At 60.9% G+C, this 14,434-nt stretch carries 13 protein-coding genes and 1 pseudogene; 3 read left to right on the top strand and 11 right to left on the bottom strand.

Translation table 11 applies throughout. From position 1 onward, the window contains the following. Positions 1–79: 79 nt before the first annotated feature. Positions 80–572, bottom strand: a pseudogene (gene tnpA / locus E5K03_RS16440) (IS200/IS605 family transposase). Positions 573–615: 43 nt separating this feature from the next. On the opposite strand from tnpA, the gene E5K03_RS16445 reads away from it, so the two are divergent. After that, the gene (locus tag E5K03_RS16445; protein ID WP_138007882.1) at positions 616–1,986 is read left to right on the top strand and encodes an RNA-guided endonuclease TnpB family protein; all 1,371 of its coding nucleotides are present in this window, start codon (positions 616–618) and stop codon (positions 1,984–1,986) included. A 10-nt stretch (positions 1,987–1,996) separates the two neighbouring features. Here the strand turns inward: E5K03_RS16445 and E5K03_RS16450 are convergent, their stop codons facing one another. The 7 genes from E5K03_RS16450 to E5K03_RS16480 form a co-directional block, all read right to left on the bottom strand. Next, the gene (locus E5K03_RS16450) at positions 1,997–2,182 is read right to left on the bottom strand and encodes a hypothetical protein (protein WP_138007883.1); all 186 of its coding nucleotides are present in this window, start codon (positions 2,180–2,182) and stop codon (positions 1,997–1,999) included. Positions 2,183–2,307: 125 nt separating this feature from the next. Next, positions 2,308–3,399 carry a geranylgeranyl reductase family protein gene (locus E5K03_RS16455; protein WP_138007884.1) on the bottom strand — a complete coding sequence of 364 codons (1,092 nt, stop codon included), beginning with the start codon at positions 3,397–3,399 and terminating at the stop codon, positions 2,308–2,310. A gap of 96 nt (positions 3,400–3,495) precedes the next feature. Further along, on the bottom strand, positions 3,496–3,924 hold the full coding sequence (locus E5K03_RS16460; protein ID WP_138007885.1) for a hypothetical protein: 429 nt from the start codon (positions 3,922–3,924) through the stop codon (positions 3,496–3,498). 90 nt (positions 3,925–4,014) lie between these two features. Continuing rightward, a complete protein-coding gene (locus E5K03_RS16465) occupies positions 4,015–5,013 on the bottom strand; it encodes a WD40/YVTN/BNR-like repeat-containing protein (protein ID WP_138007886.1) in 999 nt (332 codons plus the stop codon). Positions 5,014–5,079: 66 nt separating this feature from the next. Further along, on the bottom strand, positions 5,080–8,028 hold the full coding sequence (uvrA, locus tag E5K03_RS16470) for an excinuclease ABC subunit UvrA (RefSeq protein ID WP_138007887.1): 2,949 nt from the start codon (positions 8,026–8,028) through the stop codon (positions 5,080–5,082). Then, the gene (locus E5K03_RS16475) at positions 8,025–8,225 is read right to left on the bottom strand and encodes a hypothetical protein (protein ID WP_138007888.1); all 201 of its coding nucleotides are present in this window, start codon (positions 8,223–8,225) and stop codon (positions 8,025–8,027) included. Before E5K03_RS16475 ends, uvrA begins: the two co-directional genes overlap by 4 nt. Positions 8,226–8,255: 30 nt before the next feature. Then, a complete protein-coding gene (locus tag E5K03_RS16480) occupies positions 8,256–8,852 on the bottom strand; it encodes a riboflavin synthase (protein WP_138007889.1) in 597 nt (198 codons plus the stop codon). Between the two features lie 143 nt (positions 8,853–8,995). Between E5K03_RS16480 and E5K03_RS16485 the strand changes: the two genes are divergently transcribed. Then, positions 8,996–9,292: a DUF7533 family protein gene (locus tag E5K03_RS16485; protein ID WP_138007890.1), complete on the top strand. Its 297-nt coding sequence runs from the start codon at positions 8,996–8,998 to the stop codon at positions 9,290–9,292. Positions 9,293–9,437: 145 nt separating this feature from the next. Beyond that, entirely contained in the window at positions 9,438–10,943 is a 1,506-nt protein-coding gene (locus tag E5K03_RS16490) for a short-chain fatty acid transporter (RefSeq protein WP_138007891.1), read from the top strand. A gap of 32 nt (positions 10,944–10,975) precedes the next feature. Here E5K03_RS16490 and E5K03_RS16495 read toward each other — a convergent pair whose 3' ends face one another. The 3 genes from E5K03_RS16495 to E5K03_RS16505 form a co-directional block, all read right to left on the bottom strand. Beyond that, the gene (locus E5K03_RS16495) at positions 10,976–11,176 is read right to left on the bottom strand and encodes a hypothetical protein (protein ID WP_137197737.1); all 201 of its coding nucleotides are present in this window, start codon (positions 11,174–11,176) and stop codon (positions 10,976–10,978) included. A 93-nt stretch (positions 11,177–11,269) separates the two neighbouring features. Beyond that, positions 11,270–12,514, bottom strand: coding sequence for a M24 family metallopeptidase (locus E5K03_RS16500; protein ID WP_394343991.1), 1,245 nt, complete (start codon positions 12,512–12,514; stop codon positions 11,270–11,272). Continuing rightward, positions 12,511–14,367 (bottom strand): UvrD-helicase domain-containing protein, encoded by a 1,857-nt coding sequence (locus E5K03_RS16505; protein ID WP_138007892.1) that lies wholly within the window; start codon positions 14,365–14,367, stop codon positions 12,511–12,513. The genes E5K03_RS16500 and E5K03_RS16505 overlap by 4 nt, the downstream gene beginning before the upstream one ends. Positions 14,368–14,434 lie beyond the last annotated feature (67 nt).

Here is a 14,434-nt window from a genome sequence, read left to right on the forward strand (position 1 = left end):
TCCGAAATGTCCGTTTTCGGCTTTCGCAAATCTTCGATTTGCTCAACACCTGACCCGTGGGTGAATAGCGTACGCTTGCCTAATGTTCCGTCTCCTCGATGTACCGACGAACCACATCCTCGGAAACTGCATCCATTGTTCCGGCGTAGTATCCGTCCTTCCACAGGCCACTTCCCCAGAAGTACCGCTGTTTGAGTTCAGGGTGACGCTTGAGAATCGTTCGTCTCGAGTAGCGCTTGAACTGCTTCGCTATCTCGGCAGGACTCCATTTGGGGTCGGCCTCTACGAACAAGTGAACGTGGTCGGTGGCAATCTCTATCGACACAATCTCGTGACTAAACCGTTCAGCAGTCCCTTGGAACAATTCCACAAGTTCGTCTCGAACTAATTCCAACACCCTGTGCCGGTACTAAGCGGAGCGAAGCCCCGCGAGGTACGCAAAGCTTCGCTTTGCTTGACTTCGGACATTGCAAATCTCTGATTTGCAAGCAGTCAATCTTTGATTGACGACACCATACGAAATGATACTTACACAAACTAATCGAATGTGCATGACTCCTATAGTCTTCTATCATAATCCCTACTTTTATTATCATTAAATGCGATAGTTAAGGTATGGGTATCGAAGAAGTCACGAAGACCGCACGCACCCGACTCTGTATCGAGTCTGGTGAGCGGTCGTGGCTCAAAGATGCCCGTTACATTGCACGAGACATAGCCAACGACACACTCCGACTCAAACAACAAGGCTACAACAAGACCGAGATTCAACGGGAAGTTGACCGTGAGGACTTCCTTCGGAACAACAAGTGCGCGGTCGTCGGCAAAGCTCTGCAAGCGTGGGATTCCTACAAAGAACTTCTCAACTGGTGGTACAACCAAGACGACACCAACGTCGGGAAACCGTCGCCACCAGCCACAGACAAGAAAGGAGCCTACCCACTTGTCATGGCACACACCGAAGGGTACCGACTCACCTACAACGACGAAACTCACCGCGTTCAGTTCCGTGTGAGTCCGAAGCCGTACAAGAAGGTGAAAGGACACCTTCGAGGACGATCAGAAGACCTCAATCTCATCGAGTCAGCATTGGTGGAAGATGAGTGGTCGTTGGGGCAGGCCGAACTTCTGTCTCGAAAATCAAAGATTTTCGACGAGTCATCGAAGTGCCGTGGCACTTCGAGATACCGAGATGGCGTGTACTACCTACACGTCACGGTCAAAACAAAAATCCAAGTGCCTGAACCAGAAGACGCTGACACACTCGTCGGCGTCGATATTAACGAGCGCAACATCGCTCTCACCGCTCTTACTCGTGAGACGGTGGAGACGCTCGGAACACTCGTACTTGATTACGGCTCGGTGAAAGCCGAACGCCAACGCTACCACACCATCACGAAACGGTGTCAAGAACACGGCCAACACTCCATCCACCACCAACTCGGAGAGAAAGAAGAACGCTATACGGAGTGGATTCTTCACCGACTCTCCCGAGTCGTGGTGGAGTTTGCTCAACAGTTCTCGAACCCAGTTATCGTGTTTGAGGACTTGAGTGGGATTCGAGACGCCATCAAGTACGGCACGTACATGAACCGTCGATTGCACAAACTGCCGTTCCACAAGTTCGAGAAACAGGTTCGATACAAGGCCACGTGGAATCAAATCCCGTGTGAGACGGTTGAGTCGCCGTACAACTCGAAGTCATGTTCGTGCTGTGGACACCGTGGCTACCGCCAAGGTCGGCGGTTCCGGTGTACGAATGATTCGTGTGCGGTTCAGCAAGACCATGCTGACCGGAACGCAAGTGTGAATGTGGCGTGGCGAGCGTGGGCAAAACACGCTGGCGTAGATGTTGAATTGGTTAATTACCGGACTCACAAAACCCAACCACAAGTTCGGTTGGTGCGTCTGTCCGGGTCGGGGCGCTCTGTAAACCGCCCATCCTCATCCCGTGAAATCGCTTCGCGTGGAGTGCTATCGGCATAGGCTGAGGAAATTACAAAAGCCACGGGTCACCCGACCCGTGGTTGTTTACCTCTTGGAACCATTGCTCGAGATCCTGCCGTCGACGCTGCTGGGCAAGTTCCTGAAGGAGTTCGTCGTAGGTCTGCCCGGGCTCTTTCAGGTCGTGGAGTTCTTTCCGGGTTTGTTCGGTCACCGGGATGCGTTTGTCAGCCGACATGGGTTACACGGATGTACAAGACTGACAGCTTTAACAGTTCGATCGCTATTCACTCAGATCCGATCGACTCGCTTCGCTGTCCGTCCGCTGTGCAAAGAATTGTTCAGGCCGGCGATCGGCCCGCCTCACGGACGACCAACGAGTCGTTTGAGATGGGCGGCTGAAAAAAACGAGGTCGGTTTGTCCATATGGACGCCGATCTCCCCGGACAAGGCCCTAAGCCCGGCCCGCTGGACCGGTTCAGGGAGCGAATATGCGCGCCTGATGAGCTTCCCGAGCCGAATTTCGGCCGACAGCGCCCGCCGCCAGGTGTCTTCATAGATCGCCAACGACTCGGGACGACTGGGCTGGATGTGCCTGGCTGCGCAGTCCGCTGCCGTCATCCCGTAGAGGATCCCGCCGCCGGTGAACGGCTTGGTCTGTGCAGCGGCGTCGCCGATGAGAAAGACTCGATCGGTCGTTACCCGATTGGGCGGGCCGATCGGGATCGCCCCCGAGCAGAATCGATCGGTCTCGACGCTGTACTGGGTGGTGAGCCGATCGAACAGCTCGTTGACTTCGGTTCCCGGTGGAGCTGCCAGGCCGTACTCAACGCCAGCATCTCCGCGGGGAATTCGCCACGCAAAAAACGTCGGGGCAGTGAGGTGGACGTCGACGTACTCGCCGTGGTCGTTCTCGTCGGTGAACGCGAGCACACCGTGGAGCTTCTCGTCTGGCTCTGGAAGCTCAACGGTACGGCGGACCCGCGAGACCGGCCCATCACAGCCGGCAACCATCTGACTCTCGAACGTGCGTGTCTCGCCGGTTTCGGCCCGTTTTGCGGTCACAACGACGCGGTCGGCCCGTTCGTCAACGGCCGTAACGGTGTGGCCCTCGCGGACATCCGCCCCAGCGCGCCGGGCGCATTCGGCGAGCGTGCGATCGAGTTCGACACGGTCGATTACGTTCGATACCTCCTCAGTTTTATAAAACAGGTGCGGATCGTCGTCGGGTCCGCCCACGTGGAAGTGTGCGCCGTAGATCCGGTTTTGAAACAGCCGATCCCTGGCGGCGGCAGGAACGTAGTCCCAGATGTCCGTGCTCACGTGTCCCGAGCAGGCCAGCGGCGTGCCGATCTCGCCTTTTTCGAGGGCGAGCACATCGTGGCCGGCCTCTGCCGCTCGACGGGCAAAGCGAGCGCCAGCGGGGCCGACACCGACGACGATGAAGTCGTACATACCCGTTAGTACCGATCCGAAGCTAAAGAAGGTGTCAGTCCGCGATCGTCTCACGGCCAGCCCGGAAACAGAGCGTTGGTGCCGGTCGAACGGCCGTCACCGCCTGAGCTCGAAGCGTTCGAACTCTGCGGGGCGGTCACGCCAACGATCGTGGCGATCCTCGGCGTCGAGAAGCTGTTCGAGCCGAATTTCGAAGGCTTCCTCGGAGATCTCGTCTCGGGCGTACGCGGCTTTGAGCGCGTCGACATCGTCGATCGACCACGGATCGAGCGGTGCTGGCTCGGACTTGGTGCGGTCGGTCGATCGCTTTTCGAGCACTCGAGTCGCGCCGTACCACACGAGGGCGATCGGGATGAGCGGGACCGACAACAACAAAAGCGCCGCGAGGAAGGCGAAGGGCAGTAAGCCAGCGAGAAAGCCGTATACGCCCCAAAGCATCCCCGAACCGACCGCGAACGCCAACAATAGCAAAAATATCGAGGCGACGGTTACGGCGGCGATTTTCACTCGGCGGTGGAGGGTCATACCAGCAGATATCACCGCGAACGGGAAATATGTTGCTCAGGGGTGCTGGCAGCTACGCGCCGCGCCGATGCTCCACGCGGCGGATCTCGCTCAGTCCGCGATCGCACACAGTCCCCTCGGCGTCTGCGTCTCGAACGCCTCGGGCCACGCCAGCCCGATCGGCATCCACGAAGAGCCGAAGTCGATCGACCGGAACACCCCGCGGTTCGTCACCGCATAAAAAACGCCCCGAGATGGCCCGCTCGCAAGGACGGCCCGAACGACACCTACACCGACGGGCAGGCCGCGATCGTCCAGGCGCTCCCACGGCTCACCGTTTCGTTTGCGATAGACGTACGTGTCGGCGCGATCGACCGTGTGTGCTTGGCGGGCGCTGTGGGCAGCCGACACCAAGACCATGTCTGGGTCGTCGCGATCGACGGCGACACTCCAGCAGTACCGGTGGGAGAGCCCTTCCTGTGGGTACGTCCACGTCGTACCGCCGTCTGTCGTTTCGGCGTAGCCATCCCCCGCGGCGGCGTAGGCGCGTTCGGGCTCGGCAGGGTGTGTCGCGATCGAGTGGGTGTCGAGCCGTCCGCTCGGCACGCGATCTTGCCACGTCTGCCCACCGTCGACGGTCCGCACCAGCGCGCCGGCCTCGACGGCGACGTAGAGTCGATCGGGATCGGTTAGATGCGGTTCGATCCACCGAACGTGGTGGGTGTGCGGCCGCGGCGGAAACGACCACTCACTCGCAGACGACAGGTCGGTAAGGCCTGCTCGCTCGGCCCAGCTCTCGCCGCCGTCGGTTGACCGGTACACGCGGCTCGGCTCCGTGCCAACCCACACCAGCTCGGGATCGTCTGGGGCCACGGCCACAGCGGTGACCGCTTCCGGCGCAATCGCGTCTACGCCGATCCGCTGGAACGTCTGGCCGCCATCGGTCGATCGCTGCAGGCCGTGCTCGAAGGTTCCGACGAACACGTGGTCTGGACGCGCTGGATGGACCTCGACGCACTCCAGTCGGTGTCCGTCCAGCGCCCGGGTCGTCTGGGTCGCAGCGCCAACCGTCAGAAACCCAGACTCCATTGCCACGTGAAGTGTGGTCATAGGTATCAATGTGCGGGGAGGTGACAAAAACGATCGGGAGAGCGCCACGGAGAATCCGCGATGCGGTCAGTCGTCGCTCGCCGCCTTCGCAGGCTTGCGGCGATCGCTTCGCGGGCCCTCAATCTCGACGGCGGGCAGTTCGTCGCGGAGGTATGTTCCGGTGTAGGTTCCCTCCTGGCGAGCGATCGCTTCGGGCGTGCCGTAGGCGACCAGATCGCCGCCGTTTTCGCCGCCCTCGGGACCGAGGTCGATCACGCGATCGGCGTTTTTGACGAGATCGAGCTCGTGTTCGATGACGACGACACTGTTGCCGTTGTCGACGAGACGGTGGAGCACGTCGATCAGCTTCCGCTCGTCCTCTTTGTGGAGTCCAGTCGTCGGCTCGTCGAGCAGATACAGGGTGTCACCGGTGTCGCGTTTGCCGAGTTCTTCGGCGAGTTTGATCCGCTGGGCTTCCCCGCCCGAGAGCGTCGTCGAGGGCTGTCCGAGCGTCATGTACCCGAGCCCGACATCCTCAAGCAGCTGCAGCCGACGGCGAATCTGGCTGTTTGCCTCAAAGAACGCGAGGGCTTCTGAAACCTCCATGTCGAGGACGTCTGCGATCGTCTTGTCCTTGTAGGTCACCTCAAGGGTCTCGTCGTTGTACCGCGCACCCTCACACTGCTCACAGGGGACGTACACGTCCGAGAGGAAGTTCATCTCGATCTTGACGGTACCCTGTCCGCCACACTCCTCACAGCGGCCGCCCTTAACATTGAACGAAAAGCGGCCCTTCTCGTAGCCGCGTTGTTTGGCGAGTTTCGTCTCGGCGAACAGGTCGCGGACGTAGTCGAAGACGTTCGTGTACGTCGCGGGGTTCGATCGCGGCGTCCGACCGATCGGGCTCTGATCGATGAGCCGAACCGTGTCGATCTCGTCGATTCCCTCGATCGCGTCGTGCTCACCCGGATCGACCGAGGTGTTGTCGTTCATGGTTCGCGCGAGCCCCTTGTAGAGGATGTCGTGCATGAGCGTCGACTTCCCGGAGCCGGAGACGCCGGTGACGGCAGTGAACACCCCAAGCGGGAACTCCACATCCAGATCGCGGAGGTTGTGTTGGCGCGCCCCGCGGACGACGAGTTCGCCGTCGGGGTCGCGGCGGGTCTCAGGGACCGGGATTTCCTTGCGGCCCGAAAGGTACTCAGCAGTGACGGAATCTTCGGCGTCGACAATCTCGTCAAACGTTCCTTCTGCGACGACGTCGCCGCCACGCTTGCCGGGGCCGGGGCCCATGTCGATGATGTGGTCCGCGCGCCGCATCGTCTCCTCGTCGTGTTCGACGACGACGAGGGTGTTTCCGAGATCGCGAAGGCCACACAACGTATCGAGCAGTCGATCGTTGTCCCGCTGGTGCAACCCAATTGAGGGCTCATCGAGGACGTACAACACGCCAACGAGCCCGGAGCCGACCTGGGTTGCGAGTCGAATCCGCTGGCTCTCGCCGCCCGACAGCGTCGAGGCCTCTCGATCGAGCGTGAGATACTCTAAGCCGACCTCTTCCATGAAGCCGAGCCGGGCGCGGATCTCCTTGAGGATCTCTTCGGCGATCGTCCGATCGCGATCGGACATCCCTGCCTCCATGCCCTCGAAGTGCTCGCGGGCCTCGCCGATACTCATTCGGTTGACCTCGGTGATCGCGGTGTCTGCGACGAGCACGTGCCGAGATTGTTCGCGCAGCCGGGTGCCATCACAGGACGGGCACGTCGTCGTCGCCATGTACTCCTCGATGTGCTCTCTCGTGCCCTGTGAGTCGGTTTCGACGTGGCGGCGCTGGAGGTTTGGGATGACCCCCTCGAAGCGTTTGGTCTTTCGGCGCGTGCCGTTTCGGGTCGTCCGCTCGAAGACGACCTCCTCGTCGGTGCCGTAGAGGAACTGGCGTTGAATCTCCTCGTCCAGTTCCTCCCACGGGGTGTTGACACTCACGCCGAAGTGCTTTGCTACCGAGTCGATCCGAGTCCGGTAGTACGATCGGTTGTAGCTCCACGCCTCGAAGACGTCCCGCAGCGGCTTCGTTGGATCAACGACGATCAGATCCTTGTCGACCTCTTTGCTCTGGCCGATTCCCTCACACTCGGGACACGCCCCGTATGGGCTGTTAAACGAGAACGATCGGGTCTCGATCTCTGAAAACTGAAAGTCGCTGTTGGGATTCCCCAGCGACTCAGAGAACTCTAACGTGAGCCGATCGTCGCCCTCGCCGGCCAGATCGCCGGTCGATCGGGTGTTCGAACCGATGTCGAGGTCTGCTGGCGGATCGGGAATGATGATCTTGAGGAGGCCGTCGGTCTCTTCGAGCGCAGTTTCGACGCTGTCTGTAATCCGCGATTTCGCGTCTGCGGAGAGCACGACCCGGTCGACGATCACGTCGATCGTGTGGTCGTAGTTTTTATCCAGTTCAGGTTTCTCTGTGGTGAGGTCGTAGCGCTCGCCGTCGACTTCCACGCGGGCATAGCCATCGGCGACGAGTTCGTCGAAGAGGTCCTCGAAGGCACCCTTCTGGTCGCGGACAATCGGCGCGGCGATCATCGCTTTCGTCCCCGCAGGCAACGACAACAGCTGTGAAACCATATCCTGGGCGCTCTGCTCGCCGACCGGTTCGCCGGTGATCGGGTCGTGTTGGACGCCGACCCGCGCGTACAACAGCCGGAGGTAGTCGTGGAGTTCGGTGACGGTCCCGACGGTCGATCGGGGGTTGTTCGCGCCGTTTTTCTGGTCAATCGAGATCGCCGGCGACAGCCCCTCGACGGCCTCGACCTGCGGTTTGTCCATCTGCCCGAGGAAGTTTCGCGCGTACGCCGACAGCGACTCGATGTAGCGCCGCTGGCCCTCGGCGTAGACGGTGTCGAACGCGAGTGAGGACTTCCCAGAGCCGGACAGCCCGGTCACGACGGTGAATTTGTCGCGGGGGATCTCGACGTCGAGTTCTTTGAGGTTGTGTTCCTCCGCGCCACGGACGGAGATGACGTCATCCGTCATCGACCAATCGACCCCTCCTCGGCGCGGGAGTCACGTGAAAACTGTGTTTCGTCGGTTCGATCGCCGATCGCGTACATGTACGTGCACACGGGCGCAAGGAACTTAACCCGCCCGTTCGCGCCGATCGGACCAGCCCGTTCGCGCCGATCGGACCAGCCCATTCGCGCCGATCGGACCAGCCCATTCGCGCCGATCAACCGGCCTCGTATCCCGACTGGCCGGGCCGGCTACACTCGATCGCCGAGCATGTTTTCGACGTACTTTGCGATCACATCGACTTCGACGTGGACCGGGTCGCCGACGGACTTGCCCTCGAAGTTTGTCACCTCGTAGGTCGTTGGGATGATCGCGACCTCGAACGTCCCGGTCTCGCGGTCGATCGACGCCACCGTCAAAGAGATGCCGTCCAGACAGATCGAGCCCTTCTCGACGACGTACGCCGCGTGATCTGCTGGGAGTTCGAACCCAAAGCGCCAGTCGTCGCCGACGCGGTCGATCGAACGGATCTCGGCGGTCGTGTCGACGTGGCCCTGGACGACGTGACCGTCAAACCTGCCGTCTGCAGGCATCGCGCGTTCGATGTTGACTGCGTCGCCGGCCTCGACGGCGCCGAGGTAGGTCTTCTCGACCGTCTCTTCGGCCAAGAAGATCGTGAACCAGTCGTCACCGAACGTCTCAACGGTGAGACAGACGCCGCTGACGGCGATCGACTGACCGTGATGAAGATCGTCGAGTCCCTCGGCGGCGATCCGAAGCCGCCGCCCACCCTCGTCGTCGGATACGTCCTTGATCTCGCCTGCGGTTTCCACGATGCCGGTGAACATAACCAATTGTTGGACGGCACGGCCAAAACGCATTGCGACTCTGCGGAGCCGGGCGTCGATCGGTCAGCGGGGAATCGCGATCGCACCCACCACAATGGGATCGGTCGCACGGCTTTTGCCGTTCGGCGGGGTAAACACCGCCAATGAGACTCGGGATCTTCGACATGCTTACCCTTGCGGGCTCGTTGATTTTCGCGATCCCCGTGGGAAACTTCGGCGTCAGCCAACTGTTGGCCGGCGAGACGGCGATGGGCGTTGGGATGATCGTCGTCGCGATCGCGATGGTCGTGGTACCCCAGTACGTGTTAGATCCGCGAACGATCGCGAAACGACTCTTCGCTGGGCTGTTGCCGGAACGGCTCCAGCGGAGTGACACAGACAATCGATCCGACGGCGATGAACCGAGCGAGGAGTCAACCGTTCGTTCTGATCGGGGCTAAGCGACAGAAGTGAGCCAATGTGTGTGATCGGATCGGGAGTGAACGGCTGAGACAATACCAATGAATGACAAATAAAAGATTAGTTGGGGCAAAATCAGCATCCGGGAGCGAATGATTTATCCTGAACATCTATGATATACAGTCGATGGCAACAGCAGACGCAGAGGCGTCAGCAATTGAGACGATCGGGTATCGAATCGCGACCGTAGTCGAACGGTGGGTGCCGAGCCCGTTTTTATTTGCGATCATTCTGACGTATCTCGTGTACATCGGCGCGTTGATTTTCGGGCAAATTGGCGTGATCGAGCAGCCGGGCGGCGGCACAGCCGGGCCGTTCGCGCTGATTGAACTGTGGTATGGCGGATTTTGGGATTTCCTTGCGTTCGCCATGCAGATGACGCTCATTCTCATGACCGGCTTCGCGCTTGCGTACCACCCAAAAATCAACGATGCGCTGGTCCGGCTGTCGTCAATCCCCAAAACCGGCGGCCAAGCGGTAGTGCTGGTTGCCGTGTTTGCAATGGCGATTGCCTGGCTCCACTGGGGATTCAGTCTGATTCTCGGCGCAATTTTCGCCCGTGAAATGGGAAAGACCGCACACGAGCGGGGCATTGACGTCCACTATCCTGTCCTCGCGGTTGCGGGATACATGGGCCTTGGACTGACGTGGCACTGGGGGCTGTCGGGATCGGCCCCGCTCCTTTTGACAGACGCGAACGCCGTCGGCGAAGGGACTGCGTTTGCGATGCTTGACGGTCCGGTTCCGGCCGGTGAGACGATCCTCCACGGCTACGGCATCGCGTTGACGCTCTTGTCGATCGTATTCGCTGCGATCGTCCTGTATCTGATTACCCCTTCGGGCGATCGATCCCGCGGGATCACCGAATACATCCCTGAAAGCGAACTGTTCGACGCCGCCGCCGACGGGGGTGCCGACGACCCTGACGAGCCGCCAGCAACCGACCCAGAGCCGGAACCGGGCGCGGAGGCGACCGAGACTCGTCCGGTCCCTGCGGAGATAATCGACAACAGTCGGCTGTTAGGCGGGCTCGTCGCACTGGGTGGGGTTGCATACGTCGTGTGGCTGTTTGTCGATCAAGGACGCAGCGCGCTGGCGCTGAACGTCGTCAACTTCGGCTTCCTGATGGCAGGGCTGTTGGTCTGGACGAATCCTTCGGCGTACCGCGCGAAGTTCGGAGAGGCCGCAGGGGCCGCCGCAGGGATCATCCTTCTGTTTCCGTTTTTCGCAGGCATTCAGGGAATTATGGCCGGATCGGGCCTCGCAGGCGAGATCGCACAGATACTGATCGATCTGTCGACGCCAGAGACGTTCCCAGTATTCGCGTGGCTCGCGGCCGCTGCGGTGAACCTCTTTGTGCCCTCCGGCGGCGGTGAGTGGATCGTCCTCGGACCATCTGTGCTCGATGCGGCGATCGAACAGAACGTCCCCGTCGGACAGGCGACAATGGCGTACGCAGTTGGAGACGCCCACACCAATCTGTTGAATCCGTTCTGGGCGATCCCGCTTTTGGCGATCACGCGGATCAAAGCCCGCGAGATGTTCGGCTACGCCGTCGTGATGTTGCTTGCGCTGTTCCCGTTCCTCACCGTGCTGTTACTCGTGTTGCCGTACGAGGCCCTCGGGTTCTGACTGGGTCGCAAGCAAAAGCGAACAGACTGGTTTTACGCGGTCCAGATATCGCTCCACTCCGTCGACGGAATGCGAATTCGATCGCCGTCGCCGTCACCATCGATTGGCTCAAGAATTACACCCGTGATTTTGCCAACCGAGCTCGTCTCAGTTTCGACGATCCGATACGTTCGGCCGTCCCCGCGTGGATCCTCGACAGTGTCGCCGATCTCCATTGTGCTCAGGTCTTCCATACTGGGTGGTACCACATCGAGGGATAAAATCGTTGAGCTGATCGGTCACGGCCGTGTGCCCACCCGGCGACGGGCAAACATGATCGCTGTCGATCAGTCAAGAAACCGATCGGTGCTGGGCACAATTGACCGCGGGTATGTCGCGAGCCGCTCAGCGCCGCCGTCGGTGATAACGACGAGGTCTTCTAAACGGACACCGCCGCGATCGGGATCGTACACTCCGGGTTCGATCGTCACGACGTGACCGGGTTGCAGTTCCGTATCGCCGGTGAGCCCGGGCGCTTCGTGGAGACTCACCCCGACACCGTGACCAGTCCCGTGGGTGAACCCTGCCTCGCCTTCCTCGGCAGCCGGGAAGCCATAGGCGGCGAGTTCGGCAGCAGCCTCTGCATGCACCGACGCAGCGGTGACCCCGGGAGCTAGCTCCGCAAAAGCCACATCCAGCGCAGATTCGACCGCGACATACGCGCGCCGTTCCCACCCACCGTCGCCGTCGACGACGAAGGTGCGGGTAAGGTCACCGTAGTATCCGTGTGGTCCCCGTGGGGAGATGTCGATCAACACCGTCTCACCAGGGTCGATCGCGGCGTCGCCGGTGAAATGAAGATCCGCTGCACTCTTGCCTGCACCGATTACCGTGTTTCCGGCGTCTCTGACCCCGCGGGCCGCTAACTCGGCGTTGATCTCCCTGCGGAGGCGTCCGGTTGTCAGTCGATCGCCGTCCCAGCGAAGTTCGTCGTTGATCTCGGTGCTCTCGGCGAGAACGGTCTCCGCGCGGGCCATCCCTGCAGTTGCGGCGGTCTGGACTATCTGTAGCCGATCGAGCTCCATGTCGGTTTTTACTGCTCGCTGTTCGGCGACCGCGCTGGTCGATTGGAGCTCGTAGCCTGCCTGCTGGAGATACACGGCCGCATCGTGCGGAATGTGCTGTGGGACGAGCACGCTGCCGGTCGTAACGCCAACTGCGTCGAGCGCCTCGACTGCCCGAACCCCCGCTGGTTCGCCTGCGGCGTGTGATCGGACCGATCGATCGACAGCATCGACGGTTACGTGGGCGGTGACGAACTCCCGTTCGGCCTGCTCGCGGAACAGCCGCGGGGCACACAGAATCGCGCGACCGCCACCGCCAGCCGGCTCCTGGCTGTCCGCAGGGACGTGGACGAACGCGTACGGCCGATCTGGCCCCGAAAAGCGCGTCAGGTACCGCATCGTATCATCGAACCGATCGCCCACGTGAACGAACGCTCTCGCGTCGGCGTCATCGATCGCGCGACGCAGAAATGATAGCCGCGTCGTCGGGATCACCGGGTCAACCGGCCTCTCGGGCTGTCCGCTCACGGCTCGGGTTCGACTGGCTCAAGCTGGTCGTCGATCGGCTCTTGTGCTGCCTCGAGTAGCTCGTCGAGCGGCTCGTCGCGGATCTCATTGTGCAACAACACGCTGATCGGGAGCGTCGGTGCGCCGCTAATCAGGTTCTCCATGAGGACCAACCGCTCGCGTGCCCGACTCATCCCAACGTAAAACACCCGTCGTTCATTATCGGTGAGCCGCGGGACGGGACTCGTCCGCTTCGTGAATTCGGCTTCGCCGTCCTCCTCGCGGCCACTAATCGTTGCAGCCATCTGCTCGACGACCTTCTCGGTCAGGTCGGTTGCAACGAAGACGTGATCGGCCTCCCGGCCCTTCGCGGAGTGGATCGTTCCCACCCGCACCGCGTTCGGGTCACGGCCATGGTAGTCGCCGGCGAAGTACGCGTCGATCGATTTGCGCTGGAAGCTCGTCACCTTTCGGACCATGTCGCTCGCAGCGGTGGGGTCTGGCATGAACGGCGCGAAGCGTTTGACCTCCTCGGGACCGAGCGGAACCGTCGAGATGTCGTCGGCGTCAGCGTTCTCTTCGAGCTCTTCGAGGAAGTCGTAGAACTCCTCGCGATCGTTCGATCCAAACGCCGAGGACTGCAACATGTCTGCGAGCCGTCTGCCCTGCAGTAACGTCATCGCCTCGTCAGCGTCATATGCTTCGACCGCCCGGACGTAGTCAGTGAGCCGATCGGTCCACAACCGCTGGTCGGTCAGTGCTTTGAACGGGATTCCTTCCCCAACAAACTCCTCGATGAACTGAAACAGCTGATACCGCGCCCGGAATAATAACATGATGCTCCCTTCATCCTCGTCGACGGTGTAGCGGACGTTCCGAACCAACTCGAGGATCGATGGATTCTGGATCCCCTCGACGACGCCACCCTCTTTGCGCGGCCTGAGATCTTTCTCCTGGCGCTTTTCGATGTGACGAATCTCTTTATTGACGGCGTTGAGAATCTTCGAGGGCAGCCGGTAGGAGTTCGGCAGGATCTCGTCGTGGTCCCGTTCGGTGTCCAACAGCAGATCTGGATCTGCACCCTGCCACGCGTAGACGACCTGGTCGTCGTCTCCGGCGATGAGGACCTTCTTCATGTGGGGTTTCCACTCCTCGTACACGTCGTATTGTAGCGTCGTGATATCCTGAAACTCGTCAATGATGAGATAATCGACGTTCGGCAGGAGCGATCGCTGTTTGACCCGTTCGAGCATGTCTGCGAACCCGACGAGGCCGTGATCGCCCTTGTAGGCGCGCCACGCGCGGATCGCCTCGGGGATCTCGATTCGATCGTCGTCAGTCGTCCACGTTGGGGTATACTTGTTACCCTCCTGGGCTCGGGGGTCGATATCCGGCGGCAGTCGGACCTCCTCGACGTTCCACTGGAAGGGCACGTCGTACCAGTCGGCGACGTCACGGCGGGTCCGCTGGAGCCACTGGCTCGTGGCGATGATCTTGTTGCCGATCGTTGTCGATCGGGCGGTTCGGCGGCCGCCGCTTTTGTACTCGTCCTCGTATTCGAGGCCGTACTCCTCACAGAACGCCTCCTTGTCGGACTCGCTCACGACGTCACCTCGTGAGAGGTTCAATAGCTCGTAGGCCTTCGCGTGCATCGTCGAGACGTTACCCTGCAGCGCTCGAGGTGTCGTGTCGGTTCGCTCGGCCAGTCGTTCGCGGATCTCCGCGGCGGCCGCGCGGGTATACGAGACCACGAGGATGTCGCGGATCGTCACGTCATCCTCCGCCAGTAGTTCGTCGACCCGATCGAGCAGCGCGGTCGTCTTCCCGCTGCCGGGACCACCGAACAACCGGGTCACGGTCACGTTCTTGCTCATTGTCCGCGTACACGCGCTGCTGGGTGATAAACGACGTGACTCGACGATGGAAAATCAGGGCCGCAGT

It is taken from the genome of Halalkalirubrum salinum (genome assembly GCF_005543295.1).
In the GTDB taxonomy this organism is placed as follows: domain Archaea; phylum Halobacteriota; class Halobacteria; order Halobacteriales; family Haloferacaceae; genus Halalkalirubrum; species Halalkalirubrum salinum.